This window comes from Cyclobacterium sp. SOCE241 (assembly GCF_056867545.1).
The window spans coordinates 3,468,416-3,486,343 of the sequence record NZ_CP149779.1 but is presented as its reverse complement, the minus strand read 5'-3'; the positions used below and the strand labels follow the sequence as shown (position 1 = coordinate 3,486,343).

Here is a 17,928-nt window from a genome sequence, read left to right as displayed (position 1 = left end):
TAGCTTAGAATTGGAATGAAGCATTTTACTTATCAGGATGGTTTAACAAAAATGAAATTTATGTCAAAATTTGATTTTCTACCCATAAAAAAAACACCGTGGCTATTTATTGTATTGATTTTGTTTTTTATAGTAGCTTGTGATGCGACTGAAAAAAGAATAAAACCCAATATTATATTGATTTTCATTGACGATATGGGCTATGGGGATTTGTCAAGTTTTGGCAACCTTGCTGCCAAAACTCCCAATGTAGACAAGTTAGCTGCAGAAGGTATTCGTTTCGATCAGTTTTATGTAAATTCTCCCATCTGTTCCCCCTCTCGGGTGGCCATATCCACCGGTACCTATCCACAAAGGTGGAACATTACATCTTATTTGGCCTATAGAAAGGTAAATGCTGAAAGAGGCCTTGCAAATTGGCTGGATCCTGCTGCACCAATGCTTGCAAGAGATCTCAAAAAAGCCGGGTATGTTACGGGTCACTTTGGGAAATGGCACATGGGTGGGCAAAGAGATGTTGCGGAAGCCCCTGCGATTACAGACTATGGCTTTGACGAATCCTTAACCAATTTCGAAGGTATGGGAGCCAAGTTGCTGCCTTTAACGATGGATGAAACAGGGAAGGTAGGAAGGATCTGGGAAGATGCAGAAATCCTTGGAGGACCTGTTACTTGGATGCAACGATCTGAAATTACCTCCGGCTTTATTAATGCAGCCATAGATTTTATTGGAAAAGCACAAGATAAAAATAAACCGTTTTATATTAATATCTGGCCGGATGATGTTCACAGCCCGTATTGGCCCTCTTTTAAGGAATATGAATTGACCAAGGAGTCAAGCAAAAAGGATTTGTATCATGCTGTTTTGGAAGAAATGGATTTACAATTCGGTAAGCTTTTCGACTTTATAAACAACAATGAATCCTTGCGTGAAAATACTTTAATAATATTTTGCTCAGACAATGGGCCTGAACTTGGAGCAGGAACTGCCGGAGATCTAAAGGGGTATAAAACACATTTATACGAAGGAGGGATAAGGTCATCTTTAATTGTCTGGGGACCTGCTTTTATAGATGAGAATGTCAAAGGGAAGCGAAACAATACATCTGTTTTTTCTGCAATGGATTTGAAACCATCTTTACTTTCATTTGTAGGTGCAAAAGCCGCTGATAAAGCAATTTCGGATGGAGAAGACGTTTTAGAAACCGTACTGGGAAAGTCCGATTTATCTAGGCAGTCCCCTATTTATTACAGCCGGCCTCCTGATAGAAAAAATTACTATGGTTTTAAAAACCTACCTGACTTAGCTATGCGAGAAGGACCATGGAAGCTTTTATGTGATTACAATGGAGGCAGACCTGAATTGTACAATATTGTAGAAGATGAGAGTGAACATAAAAACCTTGCTGAATTTCAGCCGGAAAGAGTAAAATCAATGACTGGAAAAGTAGTCAATTGGTACCACTCGATGCCCATCTTAAAGCCCGATTCACTTTCAACTTTAAATAATAAGGAATAGTTATAGGTTTAATGTTATTTACCTTGCCGAAGGGCTAAAGAATAGGCATTGTCAAAGGCACTTTCTTCTATTGCTCGTGCTGAGGTATCTATATCATATGCCCGTCTGCGAAAACTGACTTGTAATGAATCCGGTTTCCGGAGGTTTAAAGATTGATTGAATTCAATAAGCGCATAACAAAGCCGGGTGTCTCCATCTTTAGGTTTTCCTACAGAACCTATATTGACTATGTGCTTAAATCGATCGCCTGATTTTATTATCCTATGGAATGGCTTGTGGGTATGTCCACATAGCAGTAGGTCTGCATGGTTTTGATCCATCAATTTTAAAACCTCAGATTCAGGGTAGTCTTCCACCATATAATCTGTAGTGGATCTTGGACTTCCATGCACCATTAGCCAATTACAATCCCCCCAAATATTGTGAAAGCTAAGGGACAAATGTCTGGGTAAATTAATCAAATAATCCAAATTCTCCTCAGTTAGCAATGACCTTGTTAATCCCTTGTTAGTAAATTGTTTTTCTTTTGCAGGGGGGTAAGGAAGGCTTCTTCATGATTTCCCATTATTGTAGGGATATTCCTTTCTCGGAGCTTTCTAACCACTTCGTTGGGCCATACATTATACCCTACCAAATCTCCTAGACAGTAAATAGCATCTGGATTAACTTGGTCTATATCCTTGAAAAAGGCTTCAAGCGCAGGTAGGTTGGCATGTATATCGGAGAATATAGCAATTTTCATGTGTCAGAAGGAATGGATTGGCCATAATATTTCTTTTTTAGCCAAAGGGATATTCTTACCAATAATATCAAGGCAGGAACTTCTACCAAGGGCCCAATCACTCCGGTAAAAGCCTGGCCTGAATTCAGGCCAAAAACAGCAATGGCAACTGCAATAGCAAGTTCAAAATTATTTCCCGCTGCAGTGAAGGCAATTGATGCATTCTTGTCGTAATCAGCACCGGTCGCTTTGCTAATAAAGAAGCCGATTAAAAACATTAGGGTAAAATAAATCATTAATGGGATAGCGATACGCACCACGTCCATTGGGATTTTTACAATCATCTCCCCTTTAAGTGAAAACATCACAACAATGGTAAACAATAGGGCGATCAAAGTTAAAGGAGAAATGGTTGGTATAAATTTGGTGGTGTACCAAGTTTTTCACCTTTGTACTTTATTAAAAAGTACCTACTCAACATGCCTGCCAAGAAAGGAATGCCCAGATAGATTGCCACACTTTCTGCTATAGTGGCTATGGAAATGTCTACAATGGCACCTTCAAAACCAAAGTAAGGGGTAAAACTGTAATGAAAATCCATGCATAAAAGCTGTAACCGAAAACTTGAAAAATACTGTTAAGGGCTACAAGCCCTGCACCATATTCACTACTACCTTCTGCCAAGTCATTCCATACCAAAACCATCGCAATGCACCGGGCCAGACCAATCAAGATTAAGCCTACCATGTATTCTGGATAATCCTGCAAGAATACCAAGGCTAAAACAAACATCAGTACCGGTCCTATGATCCAATTAAGTAATAGGGATACGGAGAGGATTTTTACATTTTTAAATACTTTCGGTAATAGGCTGTAATTAACCTTGGCTAAGGGAGGGTACATCATTAAAATTAAGCCAATGGCAATGGGTATATTGGTACTACCTTTACTAAAAGATTCAATAAAGGAAGCACTAGATGGGATTAGGTAACCAATACCAACGCCCAAGCCCATGGCTATAAAAATCCAGAGGGTAAGGTATTGGTCTAGAAAACTTAGTTTTTTATTGCTCATTTTGTTATTAATTTTTGACAGATTCACTATCAATTGTCTCAGTTAAGCCTGAAAATTGTTGGTATTTCAGGCTTAACTGAGATGATTTTATTTCACCCTTAGTGAGGTGGCTAGTATTTGAAGTTTTATAACTTTTTTAGCTTCAATTGAGAAACAATTGCATTTCTTCCGTCTTGGTATAATCATTTGTTTTGTAAATAACATTCCCTGTGCCATCAGTAATGAGGAAAAAAGGAAGACCTACCTTCAGCTCCGGAAATCGAGGATCATTTCGGTATTTTTCAAATTCGGGAGAAGTATCATAGACTTTATACAAAATGGCGTTTTGTAAAGCACTGTTTAAGGCTTTGTCTTCTTGTGTGTTTTTTTGAAAAGCTTTACAATTGGTGCACCAATCACCATGAAAATCTACAAAAACCAATTTTCCTGTTTCAGCAGCTTTTTGATATGCAGCTTCCTTGTTTAAGTACCAGGTGAGTTCTCCCTTTTGTTCGATATTCTCAGAAGAACTTTCTATTGCCATTTGATTTGGCGCTGTGGCTGTAGTTCCTGCCGGAAGAGTATTGGCACCAATAATAAAGAAGCCCACAACTCCGGCAAGTGTAAATAGAGAGACTTTTGTCTTTAGCTGATTGCTTTTCCCAGTTTCCTGTAGATTGAAGGCAGCCAAAAATACCAATACTGACCCAATAAATAAGTAAAACCCTACTGTATCACTTAAACCCAATCCATTGAACCCTTTAATTAGGTAACCATAGGCAAAATAGCCAATCAATAAAGCGAAAACCCATTGAACATAAAGCATCCATTTCCCGCTTTTAGGTAGGGCCAAGCCAAATACACCTAAGAGCAGTACCGGGACGCCCACCCCTAAACCGAAAAGCATCATTTTAAAAGCTGCTGTTGCAGCTAGGCCTATGGTTACTCCATCGACATTAGAAGCGATAGCTACTAAGATACTTACAACGATTGGTCCGACGCAGGCTGATGAAAGCAATCCTGCACCGGCTCCCATTAGTAAGGTACCACCAAGCCCTTCTTGTTTACTGTCCAATTGCCCACCAAAAAATGGTAAATGCAAATAATCAACGGTTGCTAAAGCCAAAATAATTAATAATAACCCGATAGAAAGATTAGCCAATGGAAGGCGTAAGATTTCATTGAAAGCTCCTCCTGTTACTGAAGCAATTAGTCCGAAAATAAAATAAATTAAGGCCAATCCAAAATAATAGGTTAGGGGGTGAGCAAATTTGCCCAGCTTGCTTTTTTTATTCCTTAAGAAACTTACAGTCAGCGGGTATACAGGGTAAACGCAAGGTAATAAACTTGCCAAAACCCCACCGAGTAATAAAAAAAGATAGGCGCCAATGCCTGTGCTTTCAGCCAATTGAGAACCAACCCAATTATTCATTTGGTCAAAGACCGACTGGGCTTGTACCCGGCTTACTACAAGGGTAAATATTAAAAGTATAGAGAATTTTTTCATCATTTATCTTATACTTTTACTTGAGACATAAGGTAAAACATTTCAGTAGCAATTTGCAGGCACCTTTCATCATACTTTGAAGCTTCCTGATCGGTATTGTCTGCAATTTTTGGATCCTCGTATGGGATGGGAACTCTCAAAGTGGCACCTGGGATAAAGGGACAATTTTTGTCCGCTTCAGAACAGGTCATGACGGCTACAAAATTTTCATTAATATTGGTAGGGTCATCATATTTTTTGAGAAGCACTCCAATTCAGCTCCCTCTGTTGCAAAAGTTACTTTATAGTGAGGATTATCTCCACCCGGGTTTTCCACAGCAAAACCCGCTCGCTGCATAGCGGCTACCGCCCTAGGGTTAAAAGCGGTGGCTTCAGTACCTCCAGAGAAAGTATTGATTCCGTCTGCTATATTGTAATAGTTGGCTGCCGTAGATGCCCATATTTGACTCATATGACTCCTTCGGCTGTTATGGGTGCAAATGAAAGTTAAATTTGCGTCCTCATTGGATTGTTTCTTGGTCTTAACAAATAAGGCAATTTTCTTCAGTTGATTTTTACGATCTTGGGGTATAGCCTCCATACCTGCTTTCACGGTTTCGATGTATTTACTTAGTTCCGGATACATGGTAATGCCTTCTCCTTTTGGTTTGCTAGTATTTTCTGTTTTGACCTCTGCAACAACATTCACTTCATTGATAGGGTCATTTGCAGCTTGATCTTTGTTTCCTTGAGAGCAACTCGATAACAATGCCATTGTTATGGAGATAGATAAGATGGTTTTTTCATTTTGATCGTTTTATTTTGGTTACACTATTGCTTATTTGCTAAAAGAATTACTCCTTAGTTTGTTTTATAAAATCCGATATTGTCTTATTGCATTATTACGATAGGGTTGGTAAAATTTTTTTAGCAACAATCTCCTTGAATCGGGTTTTTAAATTTTTCGAATGTTTGGTTAAATAAGACTTTAATTTCATTCCACTTTGTAGGGTTGATACAATAACTTACCCTAGGACCTTCTATAGTTCCCTGAATAATTCCTATGTCTTTAAGTTCTCTTAAGTGCTGACTAACTGTAGGCTGGGCTAAGCCAAGCTCTTGTACTAAGTCTCCATTGACACATGCATTGGTTTTTATTAAAAAGTGAATGATGGCTACTGCGGGTGAGCAAAAGCTTTGGCCACAAGCGCCAGGTCATTTTGCTCTTTGGTAAATAGATTTGATTTTGTTAAACCCATATTTTATAGTATTTCATTGCAATATTACGATGAGATTTTTATCCCACAAAATTTTAAGTTAAAATTTATGGTGATTTTCAGACTGTTAATCATTTTGTTTTAACATTGGAATATACCTTTAATACTTACGATTGCTTTTTACCATTCCATTAAAGTTGGTTTTAGAAAGGAGGATTTTTAAATACCCTTAAAGTGATATTTTAGATTAGCGTCAAGGGGATTGTCCATGAAATGTAAAAACAAGTAATTAGTAGCTCAAATAGACAGTTGATTAAGGCTGATAAGAGCTAGAGCCTACCAAAAAGTATACAAGAATTGAAAATCTGTGTAAAGTTAATTTTGTCCTCTGCGGTATCTTTGTATCATTAATTAAAACAGACTTCGCGAAACAAAATTGCCCGCTTATTAAAATAAAAAAGGTAAAGGAAATAAGCCTTTTAGTATAAGGAAAACTAATGGAACAACTTGTCAAATAATCAAAAGAAATCTACGAGAATAAGTTGTAGGAATTGTTAGAAAAGACAAAAAGTATAAAATGGAATTTATAAATTAGAGAAACTCTAGAACTCAATATCATGGATATTTTAAAATCAGCTATAGATTGGGCAAAAGCCGAACTTTTTCAACACCATTTTTCATCTTTTTCGGGGTGGTATTTATGGTGGCTAGTTTGAGTTTTTGGCAATTGGGGAAAACAGAAATAGCCAAAGCCTATATCATCCCCACCTTGGTGGCCGGGGCTTTATTATTAATTATTGGTCTTGGATTATTTTTTACAAATAAAGCAAGAATCACACAATTTGAATCAGCCTATAATACAGATGCCAAGGCTTTTGTTTCGGCTGAACTTGAGCGAACAGAAAATACTTTAAAAGAATATGAAAATGTAGTTTTCACTGCTGTCCCATTAATTATTGCGGCCTGTGCATTTATACTTCTTTTTGTTAGTTCACCTATTTGGCGTGCAAGCATGATTACTTCCATTGCCATGTTAGTGGTGATTTTGTTGATCGACGGCACTGCACATGCTCGGATAGACGATTACAACAAGCAGTTACAGCAAGCAGAAATAGAATTGGATAAATAAGATGCAACATTTTAAAACATTATCGGCTTATTTGGAATACTTGGAGCTTCCTCGTCCGGAGCATCCCATGCTAAGCGTTTTTTCTGCCACAGGAGAAGGGTTTTTACCGTGTCCCAAAGAGAGTTCGCCTCCTATTACCAACGATTGCTACACCATTAGTTTCAAAAAAATTGTAAAGGGTGATTTGAATTATGGGCGTACCAAATATGACTTCACCAATGGAGCTTTGTTTTTCATCGCCCCAAGGCAGGTTTTACAGTGGGATAATAGGGTTGTGTTTGAGCAAAAGGGTTTTTCGATCAACTTTCACGAAGATTTTATTAAGGGAACAGAGCTAGCTCATCAGATTAAGAAATGTGGTTTTTTTTCCTATTCGGTCAATGAGGCACTTCACCTTTCCCCTAGGGAAGAAAAGCAGATTGAAGCAATCGTGGAAAATATTGATCTGGAATATCAGAACAATCAAGATGAATTTAGCAAGGAAATCATCATTTCTCAATTGAGTACCTTATTGAAGTATGCCAATCGTTTTTACGAAAGGCAGTTTATCAATCGGAAGGCTCTTTCAAATGACCTGCTTGAGCAGTTTAATCTTGAGTTGGAAAAATATTTTGATTCGGGACAATTGCAAGAAAAGGGAATTCCCAGTATTGAACACATTGCAGAAAATCTGTCGGTTTCACAGCGGTACCTAAGTGATACGCTCAAAAAAGAAACAGGGAAGACATCAACAGAACATTTGCAATTGTACCTGATAGATGAGGCCAAGAATATCTTATTGAATCCAAACAAGACCGTTGCAGAAGTTGCCTATGATTTGGGGTTTGAATACCCTCCTTATTTTTCGAGACTTTTTAAGAAGAGAGAAGGTATAAGCCCTACCGAATTCAGGGAAAAATACAAGATGAATTAATTATCAATAAAATTTATTCCCAAAATCAGTAACTCCCAACTTTAATGGGGAATTGAGGAAGGGTTGATTTTTGTTAACCGCCTTTACAGCCTGATGAGATTAAATAGTCCACCGTACTTAATGATTGGCAAGAAAAAATAAACCCGGCATATCTTCTATAAAAAAACATGCCGGGTGTAAATGATTTTAAATTTTAATTATTCCCAACCGGGGTTTTGATTCAAACTAGGATTAATTTCAATTTCTTGTGCTGGAATAGGCCAAATAATGTGTCTATCCTGATAGCCACGAGTAAAAAGATTAGATCCGGTTACACCTTGCTCAATCACACCATCTGTAAACTGAGCCAATAAACCCCAGCGCTTAAGGTCGAAATACCGATGCCCTTCGCCGGCCAATTCAACAGCTCTTTCATGAATGATTCGCTCCCTCACTTCATCAGCTCCTGACACATTTAAAGATGGGTGCCCTGAATTCAGGCCAGGCATTCCGGAACGTTGCCGAATTTTGTTAATTTCTGTTATTGCTTTACTCGATGCATTGGTTTCATTATAAGCTTCTGCAAGCATTAATATAACATCAGCCAATCGAATCATTGGGAAATTTATAGGTGTATGTGCACGGTTAGTAAGGTCACCGTTCATATTCCCCTCAGGAACAAACTTTCGCCAAATATAGGTTTGCCATCCTCTATTGTTTCTTATTTGACCAAAATTCTCATTGACACCGGTGGCGATAACAAGTTGCATATTTCTAGGCTGGTTTGCATTCCATCCAAGCTGCCAAGAATAGGGTACCACGAGGCTTTGCATCAACCTTGGATCCCTGTTTCTATAAATTTCACCCAATTTTGCCGTGTCGGGCAAAGAAGTGAAAACTCCGGCATTATGGGAGGCTAGAAATACTGATTCCTTAACTGAATTATCGGATTCAAAACCCGGGAAATGATCTTCCCAACTAAATGGAGTACCATCTAAATTCTCATACATGTCAGCTAGCCTTGTACTTGGCATACCATTGTTCCAACATGATCCAAATGTGGACCTTGTGCCTAGATAAAATGCCAATGGCATGCCGTAGGCAAAGCCTACACCACCTTTATTTTGGATAGAAAAAATCATTTCATCACTAGAATGAGCTACAGGAGTAAACAATTCAGGGTAACTGTTATGAAGATGATACCCATAATTGTTTTTGGTGTTATACACAACGTCTTCAAGGTCTTCAATTGCCTTTTCCCATTCTTTGTTAAACAAATAGACCTTGCCTCTAAGTGCAGTAGCTGCTCCTTTTGTGGCACGTCCATAATGTTCTTGCGGATAGGATGTAGGCAGACGGTTGATTGCATCTTCAAGATCGGCAATAATAAATGCCCTAACTTCTTCCTCTGTACTTCTAGAAGCTTTAAGCTGATTAAAATCCTGATTCAAATCGACACTTTCGTCGTATAATGGTACTCCTCCAAAGAGGTTTAATAAATGAAAATAGAAGTAGGCCCTTAGAAATTTAGCCTCCCCGATCACTGTGGATTGGACATCTTCTGCAATTTCCATTTCACTAACATTTCTAATGACTGTGTTCGCTCGTTGGATACCGTCATACCCACGCCTCCATCTATTTACTACGATACTCGTTCTGTCAGTAAAATTCCCATTTATTATATTACCAAGTCCTTGTCCATCATAGCCTATTGCAATTTCGGAGACATTGTCAAACATGTTATATAAACCAAAAAGGTAAGGATCTTTCATGTCCGCATAAACACCCATTATACCTTGTAGCGCATGCTCTTCAGTTTTCCAAAAACTTCCGGCACTTACCTTATCAAATGGCTGGGTATCCATTTCGTAACACCCGCCCAAGATCAATAGCGAAAATAAAATCAATATATTTTTCATCTTCTCCTGAATTTTTAAAATGATATGTTAAGTCCTAACAATGCCTGCTTTAGCGTAGGGTACTGCGTCCCGCTAACCTCAGGGTCAAATCCCTTGTACTGCGTAAATGTTAGGTAATTCTCAAGGCTTCCATAAACCCTTAAAGTTTCAACTTTAAATTTTTGGGTTATTTCTCTAGGTATTGTATAGCCCAATTGAACATTTTTCAACCTCATATAAGCCTTGTTTTGCAACCAGAAATCGCTAGCACGTAGGTTTCTGGAATCTACATAGTTGAGTAATCTTGGATAGGTGGCATCTGTTCTTCCTTCATACCATCTACCTTCTGCGATTTCCTGATTGATTTGGTAGCCCCACCTTACACCGGTGGTGTTATAGATGTCTCTCCATACAGTATGAAGTCCTGATGTGCCTTGAAGTAAGGCAGAAAAGTCAAATCCCTTCCAATTGAAGCCAAGGTTAATACCATAAGAAACACGAGGAGCTGTTCCATGCCCCACAGTCACCCGGTCATCGTCATTGATTACACCATCTTCGTTGGTGTCTTTATACAAAAAGTCACCCAAAGTCGGGGTTCCATAGGCTGCAAATGGATTTCTCTGATTCCCAGTAGATGGATCAATAGGGGCATCTGCAATCATCTGGGTAACCATATCCAAGTCTTCCTGAGTTTGAATCAATCGATCAGTAAGCAAGATGTATTGTGTGTTGATCGCATAGCCTTCCTGAATAAGGTTGCTGCCATTGATTGTTCTTTCCTCACCTTTGTACCGGGTTACGCGGTTGTCCACGAAAGTAAAATTCCCCCCTATATTATAAGAGAATTCTCCGACTTGGTCGCGGTAATTCAAGTTGAGTTCAATACCTCGATTTTGTACCTCAGCAGCATTTTGTTTAGGAATACTGGCATTCCCTACTACTAGAGGCGCTGGTAAATCGATCAGGATGTTTTTGGTTACCTTATCGAAGGCCTCTATAGAGCCCCCAAATTTGAAATCAAACAAGTCAAAATCTAAACCAATATTTGAAATATAAGTGCTTTCCCAAGTCAAGGCTGCATTTGATAATGCAGTTTGGGCAAAGCCAACAAACAGGTTATTATTCAGAACATAATTGGCTGCATTGTAGACCGCTTGATATTCATAATTGCCCACTGCATTGTTTCCTAGTGAACCATATGATGCCCTAACTTTTAGATTAGGAAGCCAAGATGCATTAAAGAAATCTTCCTCAGAAATTCTCCATCCTGCAGAAAAAGAAGGGAAAACTCCCCATCTCCTGCTTCCTTTAGCGAATCTGGATGTTCCATCTCGCCTAATATTGGCTTCAAATAAATATTTATCGTCCCAGGATAGGTTCATTCTTCCGAAGAAGGATTGCATTGCGTATTCAGCAGCATTGCCGTTGGCAGCGGCATCTAAGGTGGCAGCATCCAATACACTCAATGCCGGATCAATTAGATCGTACTTGCTAGCTTGAAACCATGAATAGGTGTAATGTTCTTGACTAGCTCCGGCCATAAGGTTGTAAGTAAGCTTGCTCGCTACTTCACCCTCATATCGAACTACCCCATCCATGAAATAATTATTATATTTTGTGTTCCTATTTCTTACAGAAGTTCTACCTACAGCATTTCGAGAGATGGTATTGGTATAAAAATCCCATCTATTATTGAAAACAGGTTGAGAATATTCTAAATAATCGTCGAAGGTGTAATTAAAGGAACCCTCTATACTCAAACCTTTGATAGGTCTTAGTTTTCCATAAAACCTGGAATTTAGCTTATTGTGTTTAATGTCACCCCTTTGGCTGTTCAGGTTATGCAACACATTATTGGCTTGTGGGTCATCTTCTGGATTGTTTGGACCACCATAGCGGCCATCAGGAGCACGGAGAACCATGCCTGGAGTGCTTGCTCCGGCATATTGAAAAACCGAACCAATTTGATTGGTACCAATATCCGTATTCGCCACTACTCCATTTAGTTGAGTGCCTAAGGTCAGCCAAGGTTTGACCTCTGCTTCTAAATTTATTCTGGCAGTATACCTTTCATATCCGGAGCGCTCAATGATCCCCGGGTTGTCTAAATAACCAAATGATCCAAAAAATTTAACTGTTTCACTTCCGCCGGAAAACGATAAGTTGTGATTTTGTACAATGTTTTTCTGAAAAACTTCGTCTACCCATTGAGTGTTGGGGTATTTCAATGGATCACCACCTTCATTTTCACGCCATTCATTTATTTTTTCCTGAGAAAATATTGGATTTGCATTGGGGTCAGAATTCTTAAATCCTTCATTTATTAACTCCATATAGTCTGCATAATTGGAAACTGTCTCCACCACATTTGATGGCTGGGCAGAAGAGAAGAAGGTGTTGTAATTCACTTTAAACTCTCCAGCTGCTCCTTGCTTAGTAGTGATTAAAATCACCCCATTTGCCGCTCTTGACCCATAGATTGCAGCAGAAGCTGCATCCTTTAAAACGGAAATGCTTTCAACATCTTGAGGGTTAAGGTGATTCATGTTGCCAACAGCCCCATCTATAATAATTAGTGGGTTTGCATTGTTTAGTGTTCCTTGTCCCCGGACCCTTAGTGTGGCTCCGTCATTTCCAGGGCGACCACTTCCTTGATTGACATACAAACCGGCGGCTAAACCTGAAAGACCGGAAGAAAGAGAGGTAATGGGGCGGGTCTCTGTTTCTTTTCCAACATCAATTGAAGATACCGCACCTGTTAAATTTACTTTTTTCTGTGTACCGTAGCCTATTACTACGACTTCATCTAGAGAGGTGGCGTCTTCTAATAATACCACATTTATCGTCTGTTGGTTTCCAACTTCGATCCTTTGGCTATTATAACCGATAAAGGAAAAAACCAGGACTGCTCCCTCAGCTACATCAATTTGGTATTGCCCATCAATATCTGTGGCAGTTCCATTATTTGTCCCTTCCACCAATATGGTTGCTCCCGGAATAGGATCTCCTCTTTCATCGGTCACTTTACCACTGATGATTGCCATCTCATCTGAAGACTGGCCTTCACTACTGTTGAGTTTTGCAACATATATGGTGTTGTCCACTTGCTTGAATCGCAAGCGAGCTGTTAATCCTACATCCACCAAGATATCGCTTACTGACTGTAGTTGATCTTTTACAGTAATTTGAGATTTAAACTCAACTATTTCTTCCGGATAAACAAACCTGTAATCCGACCTAGCTTCAATGTCACCAAATATTTCTAGAAGCTTGCCTTCCGTCCGTTCCATCTGGATATAGGTTTTGTCTATTGGTCTAATTTGGGCGCTGATATCATGTGCCATTAATGTAGACATGAGTAGGCACTGGATCACCAGACCATACAAAATGTTTTTCGATACCATTTTTATAAGGTAAAGTAATTTTCTTTTCATAATTTTAGTTGTTTTAGGTGTATTACTTAAATCATTCAGGGTAAATAGGTTCATTTGGCGATGGAGTGTTTACCCTGTTTTTGTTTTTTCATAGGCGTTTGGTTAGTATTACTTGTTTTTCGTTTATCTCAAAGGTAAAAGCTGTAGAAAAGCTTAACCCTGTGAGCACATTTATTAGATTTTTGTTTTCAAAGGCACCTGAAATCCGCTGTTTTAAATCTAAATCAGGATCGATTTCAAATGAGACGCCATATCGGTGACCCAAGTCTTTCAATATTTTTCCAAGTGCTGTATTTTTTAAGTTAAGCTTCCCTTCCTTCCATGCAGTGATTTCTTCTATATTAAATTGTTTAACCCTAATTTCAGCAGTGTTTTTGGCATGCTTCCATACAGCCATTTGACCGGGGTTTAATTGTGTAGAATTTTGGCCTATGGCAACTTTTACTTTGCCTTCTACCAGGGCTACTTGAAAACGATCATCTTTCGTAGAAACATTAAATGCCGTACCTAATGCCTGAGTAATGCCTTCCCCGGCATTCACAAAAAAAGGTTTTAAGGAATCAGGAGCAACTTCAAAATATGCCTCACCCTTCAATGTTATACGCCGTTCCTCATGACCGTATGCTGAACTGAATTGTATGGTAGATTCTGAATTGACAATTACTCTCGTCCCATCCGGCATTGTAAGGGTTAGCTTTTCTCCTATCCCTGTGGTTCGTTCATAAATTTTTAATGCATCGGCTGTCCATTTTGCTTTATCTTGATTTTTCAACCAAGGCTGAGATAAAAAGTAGCCTGAAAAAAGAATCATAAAAAGAGTTGCAGCTATCTTCAAGCTTTTTACGGTTAATAATTTCACCGTAGGCTTTTTATTAGAATTTGGCAGCTTTACCCTTTGGTGGATTTTCACCAACAAGCCTGTGTAATCAGTAAGGTCATTTGCAAGGGGAGGTATTTTCAATTTCTTCCTCCATCAATTTACTGAACAGTCTCCTTTCATCCGGATTTTCCAGCGATTGGTACAGTTCCTGTTCTTCGGTAGGCGGACACTTTCCCCGTAAAAACTTTATTACTAATTCCTTCTTCAAAATAATATTTCTTTGTTATTAAAAACATCAAAAGGATGATTTACGTAATGGGGTCAAGTTAATTTTTGTAATTAAGTTTTAAGTTGTTTATAGACAAGTGTTTACAAGATGAATTTTTTTGAATAATTTCGCGAACACTGAAATTTTATAGAGCGGGATTGGGCTATGCTAATTATAGATTATCGGTTTTATTAGCCAAAAATTAACCGTTGCAGGTCTGGATAATAGACAAATTTTGCTGATGTTTTGAGACTGGGGCCTATAGAAAAAATGGTTTGAATGACCACGGGTTTTCCAGTCAAAACCCTAGGGGATTAGACTTCTTGAGTTTTTTGAATAATTGTTCTGTAATTGAAATCAACAATTGACCGGTAGGGGGATCCTATTACGGAATAGAGAAGTAATGAATAATAAGGCTGTATTGATGCGATACCAATAGGAGAGGTAAATAATTTGTAAGGGAAAGAGGAGAAGTGATTAAACCCTCTTTCCCCTTTAATAGTTTATATTTTGGAGGATGGATGCTATTTGTGTAATATTTTAATACTTAAGCCTTTGTGCGTTGACCAGCCCTCTTTATCCGTTAAGCTAATGTAAAAATGGTAGTCTCCTTCTTGAAATAACTCGGATGCATCACTCGAAGGGATAGTCATGGTAAGGTTTGCCTCATAAGAAGACGAGTTTTCAGGGATTTCGTAATCATTTATAAATACATATGGATTTGTAGCTGTCTTTTTGTCATCAAGGGTACAGTCATCATCTTCAGTACTGTGTGAGTGATGGTCAAAATTATTGTGAATGTCAATGCTATAGGAGCCTAAAGCAAAATTGTCGGAAAAATAGGCTTTAAAATTGAATGGTTCATCAAAGTAAATGGTAGCACAACTGGTGGGGAAAGCATCAGTCATAGAAAGGTCTATTACAGGTTTTTCGGTGTCTGTTTCGTCTGCCGAATCACAAGATATTGAGACAATTAAGACCATGGCAAACAAGCCATATTTTATCAACGGTTTCAAACTAAAGGATGTTAAATTAGGGGTAAATGAGATATATTTTTTCATGGTTTGTAGTGCTTGTTTATAGTGTTTTGGTTGAATGAAAAGGGATGTTCATATTGACTATAAAGTTTCTTCCCGGTTCCGGGACATTTATTAGTCGGTAATAACTGGTATGGTTAAAGTACTTTTTATTCAAGAGGTTCTGTACCTGAAAAGAAAGGTTGACCTTTTGTTTATAAAGATTAACTTCTCCTCCCATGCCAAGATTGAAGACTTGGTATCCATTTGTGATTACTTCGGGAGGAACGATGTTGGTTTGGGCTGAAGTGATTTTATAATCCACCGATAAGTAAGGTTTTTCTATTCGGCCCAATGTTTTTCCGTGGTATTTAAGATTTATAATGGCAGATGCAGGTGGGGAAAAGGGGAGTGTATAGCCTTCTTTTTCTCCGGACAATTGTCTGGAATAGATGTATTCGCCTATTAGGCCTAGCTGGAGCCAGTCCTGTAATTCATAGTGGGAATGAAATTCTCCTCCATATCTCAATACCTGACTTTCTGTATAGCGAAAAATTTGGTTGCCATTCCCATACAAGCGGTCATGCGCAGAGGTTGGGTTTAAGTAAATATAGTTGGAAAAATAATTGACAAACGGTGATACACCGGCTGCAAATTTTTCCGACCCAAATTCAATGCCTAAGTCCAATTGGTAAGCCATTTCAGGGGATAAATCAGGGTTACCAACTTCATAACTAAAACGATGATAATTTACACCATTGGCTGCAAGTTCTTTAGGGATAGGCATCCGGAAACTCTTGCCTATATTAACTTTATAATTCCATTTTCCGGGGTTATAATTATAGCCCAAAGACCATGTGAAATTAGAGAATGATCGATTGATTGTGGCAGCTCTTTGAAGAAAATTGTTTTCCGGATCGACCGCATCATCTATTGGAGAGGGGAACCAATCAAAATAAAAGAAGGTCTTTATTCTTCCATAATCATACCTCATTCCAGCCTGCAATTGCTTGGTTGGTGAAAGTTCATGCCGGCCAAAAACAAAACCACCAATATTTAATTGACGGTAAGCGGGGATGATAAACCCCCGTCCATTTATTTGGTTTTCTTTGTATTCACCATTGATTCCTGCGTTTAGCTGCGTTTTATCTGTCGGTTCGAAGAAAAACTTAGCATTTGCAGAATAGATGTCTTTAATGAATTTTCGTTCCAAATCCATATCAAAGTCCAGTGTATCCGGAAAAATTGCCGGCATATAGCCATGTTGTACATACTGGCTCCATTCTTCTCTATGATTTTGTTGGTATCCCAGGTCAAACTCCAATCTTGACTTTTCTTGCCATATCGTTGTGTTATTGATTATTTTAAGGTGGTTTACTTTTTGAAAAGGATATTGAACATCCCTGCTTGAGCGGTCATGAACATCGGTGTCTACATTTCTAGGTTCTAATCCATGAGCATTGGCAAAAAATCCACTTTTACTGTTCACATTGCTTAAATAAAATCGGCTTTGGATTTTGTCTTTCACTAAGCCGAAAGAAAGGTGGAAATTTTGCTCATTCCCGGCCGTGTTTCTCATATAATTGTCGTGCAATGCAGCACGGTAATTGTAAATATCAACGCTATCAGTAGGCACTCTAAAGTCCCCATAGTCGAGTAAGGTTGCAGTGAGGGAAGCAAAAAACAATCTTTTCTTCCTTCTAAAGAAACTGAAGTGCCTATAAAATCATTATTTGTCTTCCCGGAAATATCTACTGCGCCACTGATAGTATTTTTCTCCGGAAGCTTATTGTTCTTCATGTCAATAACACCACCGATGGCATCAGAACCATACATTAGAGAAGCAGGTCCCTTAATAATTTCAACATAATCTACAGCGTACTGGTCAATTTCAAGTCCATGATCTGCTCCCCATTGTTGGGCTTCATGTTTGATATTGTTTTCAACCACCACTACGCGGTTAAAACTCAACCCTCTAATTACAGGCTTTGATTGGCCTGAACCAATATCAATGGTAGAAATTCCGGGCAGTCTTTCAAGGGATTTCATTAGGCTACCACCAAGGTTTTGCTTAAGGTAATCCTCATTTACTATTTCAATGGCTAAAGATTCTTCTTTTTTACGATTTAGTGCATGGTTATCAGTGACGATGACCTCTTGAAGGCTAATTGGGGTTTTACTTAGACTGAACCGAGGAAGATTGTTTGTCGGAAGGGTAACTGTTTTAGTAAGATTTTCATACCCCAGAAATCTAATGTTAATTTCATAGGTACCTTTTTGTAAACCTGAAATTATAAACTCCCCATTATCGTTTGTAATGGTACCTTTATTTGGCTCATTTAATTTAACAAAGGCTCCTTTTAACGGTTTATTTTCTTTATCAGTAACAATGCCTTTTAATTCCTGATTAGATTGACTGAAGGCATAGCCAAATATCAAGAATAAGGTTAGCATTAGCATTAAATTTTTCTTCATT

At 38.4% G+C, this 17,928-nt stretch carries 14 protein-coding genes and 2 pseudogenes; 3 read left to right on the top strand and 13 right to left on the bottom strand.

The window, feature by feature from the left end; translation table 11 throughout:
- Nucleotides 1–60 precede the first annotated feature (60 nt).
- Nucleotides 61–1,518: a sulfatase family protein gene (locus tag WG932_RS17330; protein WP_149392117.1), complete on the top strand. Its 1,458-nt coding sequence runs from the start codon at nucleotides 61–63 to the stop codon at nucleotides 1,516–1,518.
- A 14-nt stretch (nucleotides 1,519–1,532) separates the two neighbouring features.
- Here the strand turns inward: WG932_RS17330 and WG932_RS17325 are convergent, their stop codons facing one another.
- From WG932_RS17325 to WG932_RS17295, 7 genes and pseudogenes are all read right to left on the bottom strand, one after another.
- Entirely contained in the window at nucleotides 1,533–1,979 is a 447-nt protein-coding gene (locus tag WG932_RS17325; RefSeq protein ID WP_483088671.1) for a metallophosphoesterase family protein, read from the bottom strand.
- A gap of 35 nt (nucleotides 1,980–2,014) precedes the next feature.
- Nucleotides 2,015–2,260: a metallophosphoesterase family protein gene (locus WG932_RS17320; RefSeq protein WP_483084809.1), complete on the bottom strand. Its 246-nt coding sequence runs from the start codon at nucleotides 2,258–2,260 to the stop codon at nucleotides 2,015–2,017.
- A pseudogene (arsB, locus tag WG932_RS17315) lies at nucleotides 2,257–3,313 on the bottom strand (ACR3 family arsenite efflux transporter). The gene WG932_RS17320 and the pseudogene arsB overlap by 4 nt, the downstream one beginning before the upstream one ends.
- Before the next feature lie 142 nt (nucleotides 3,314–3,455).
- The gene (locus tag WG932_RS17310; RefSeq protein ID WP_149392114.1) at nucleotides 3,456–4,802 is read right to left on the bottom strand and encodes a protein-disulfide reductase DsbD family protein; all 1,347 of its coding nucleotides are present in this window, start codon (nucleotides 4,800–4,802) and stop codon (nucleotides 3,456–3,458) included.
- Between the two features lie 5 nt (nucleotides 4,803–4,807).
- Nucleotides 4,808–4,990, bottom strand: a complete 183-nt coding sequence (locus tag WG932_RS17305; protein ID WP_483084808.1) for a hypothetical protein — start codon at nucleotides 4,988–4,990, stop codon at nucleotides 4,808–4,810.
- Between the two features lie 5 nt (nucleotides 4,991–4,995).
- Nucleotides 4,996–5,553, bottom strand: coding sequence for an arsenate-mycothiol transferase ArsC (locus tag WG932_RS17300; RefSeq protein WP_483084807.1), 558 nt, complete (start codon nucleotides 5,551–5,553; stop codon nucleotides 4,996–4,998).
- Nucleotides 5,554–5,705: 152 nt separating this feature from the next.
- Nucleotides 5,706–6,037, bottom strand: a pseudogene (locus tag WG932_RS17295) (ArsR/SmtB family transcription factor).
- 601 nt (nucleotides 6,038–6,638) lie between these two features.
- On the opposite strand from WG932_RS17295, the gene WG932_RS17290 reads away from it, so the two are divergent.
- Nucleotides 6,639–7,124 (top strand): hypothetical protein, encoded by a 486-nt coding sequence (locus WG932_RS17290; RefSeq protein WP_483084806.1) that lies wholly within the window; start codon nucleotides 6,639–6,641, stop codon nucleotides 7,122–7,124.
- Between the two features lies 1 nt (nucleotide 7,125).
- Nucleotides 7,126–8,037 carry a helix-turn-helix domain-containing protein gene (locus WG932_RS17285; RefSeq protein WP_149392111.1) on the top strand — a complete coding sequence of 304 codons (912 nt, stop codon included), beginning with the start codon at nucleotides 7,126–7,128 and terminating at the stop codon, nucleotides 8,035–8,037.
- A 197-nt stretch (nucleotides 8,038–8,234) separates the two neighbouring features.
- Here WG932_RS17285 and WG932_RS17280 read toward each other — a convergent pair whose 3' ends face one another.
- From WG932_RS17280 to WG932_RS17255, 6 genes are all read right to left on the bottom strand, one after another.
- Entirely contained in the window at nucleotides 8,235–9,935 is a 1,701-nt protein-coding gene (locus tag WG932_RS17280) for a RagB/SusD family nutrient uptake outer membrane protein (RefSeq protein WP_483084805.1), read from the bottom strand.
- Nucleotides 9,936–9,949: 14 nt separating this feature from the next.
- Nucleotides 9,950–13,348, bottom strand: coding sequence for a SusC/RagA family TonB-linked outer membrane protein (locus tag WG932_RS17275; protein WP_483084804.1), 3,399 nt, complete (start codon nucleotides 13,346–13,348; stop codon nucleotides 9,950–9,952).
- An 88-nt stretch (nucleotides 13,349–13,436) separates the two neighbouring features.
- Nucleotides 13,437–14,309 carry a FecR family protein gene (locus WG932_RS17270; RefSeq protein WP_483084803.1) on the bottom strand — a complete coding sequence of 291 codons (873 nt, stop codon included), beginning with the start codon at nucleotides 14,307–14,309 and terminating at the stop codon, nucleotides 13,437–13,439.
- A 651-nt stretch (nucleotides 14,310–14,960) separates the two neighbouring features.
- Nucleotides 14,961–15,497 (bottom strand): DUF4625 domain-containing protein, encoded by a 537-nt coding sequence (locus WG932_RS17265; RefSeq protein ID WP_483084802.1) that lies wholly within the window; start codon nucleotides 15,495–15,497, stop codon nucleotides 14,961–14,963.
- A 16-nt stretch (nucleotides 15,498–15,513) separates the two neighbouring features.
- Complete coding sequence (locus WG932_RS17260; protein WP_483084801.1) at nucleotides 15,514–17,139, bottom strand: TonB-dependent receptor domain-containing protein; 1,626 nt, start codon at nucleotides 17,137–17,139, stop codon at nucleotides 15,514–15,516.
- Entirely contained in the window at nucleotides 17,028–17,927 is a 900-nt protein-coding gene (locus WG932_RS17255) for a carboxypeptidase-like regulatory domain-containing protein (protein WP_483084800.1), read from the bottom strand. The genes WG932_RS17260 and WG932_RS17255 overlap by 112 nt, the downstream gene beginning before the upstream one ends.
- Nucleotide 17,928 lies beyond the last annotated feature (1 nt).

What these genes read in the sequence shown, in the direction of transcription:
- WG932_RS17285 (WP_149392111.1), top strand. Translation starts at nt 7,126, where the DNA reads ATGCAACATTTTAAAACATTATCGGCTTATTTGGAATACTTGGAGCTT.
- WG932_RS17330 (WP_149392117.1), top strand. Translation starts at nt 61, where the DNA reads ATGTCAAAATTTGATTTTCTACCCATAAAAAAAACACCGTGGCTATTT.
- WG932_RS17310 (WP_149392114.1), bottom strand. Translation starts at nt 4,802, where the DNA reads ATGATGAAAAAATTCTCTATACTTTTAATATTTACCCTTGTAGTAAGC.
- WG932_RS17305 (WP_483084808.1), bottom strand. Translation starts at nt 4,990, where the DNA reads ATGACCTGTTCTGAAGCGGACAAAAATTGTCCCTTTATCCCAGGTGCC.
- WG932_RS17320 (WP_483084809.1), bottom strand. Translation starts at nt 2,260, where the DNA reads ATGAAAATTGCTATATTCTCCGATATACATGCCAACCTACCTGCGCTT.
- WG932_RS17275 (WP_483084804.1), bottom strand. Translation starts at nt 13,348, where the DNA reads ATGAAAAGAAAATTACTTTACCTTATAAAAATGGTATCGAAAAACATT.
- WG932_RS17280 (WP_483084805.1), bottom strand. Translation starts at nt 9,935, where the DNA reads ATGAAAAATATATTGATTTTATTTTCGCTATTGATCTTGGGCGGGTGT.
- WG932_RS17300 (WP_483084807.1), bottom strand. Translation starts at nt 5,553, where the DNA reads ATGGCATTGTTATCGAGTTGCTCTCAAGGAAACAAAGATCAAGCTGCA.
- WG932_RS17265 (WP_483084802.1), bottom strand. Translation starts at nt 15,497, where the DNA reads ATGAAAAAATATATCTCATTTACCCCTAATTTAACATCCTTTAGTTTG.
- WG932_RS17255 (WP_483084800.1), bottom strand. Translation starts at nt 17,927, where the DNA reads ATGAAGAAAAATTTAATGCTAATGCTAACCTTATTCTTGATATTTGGC.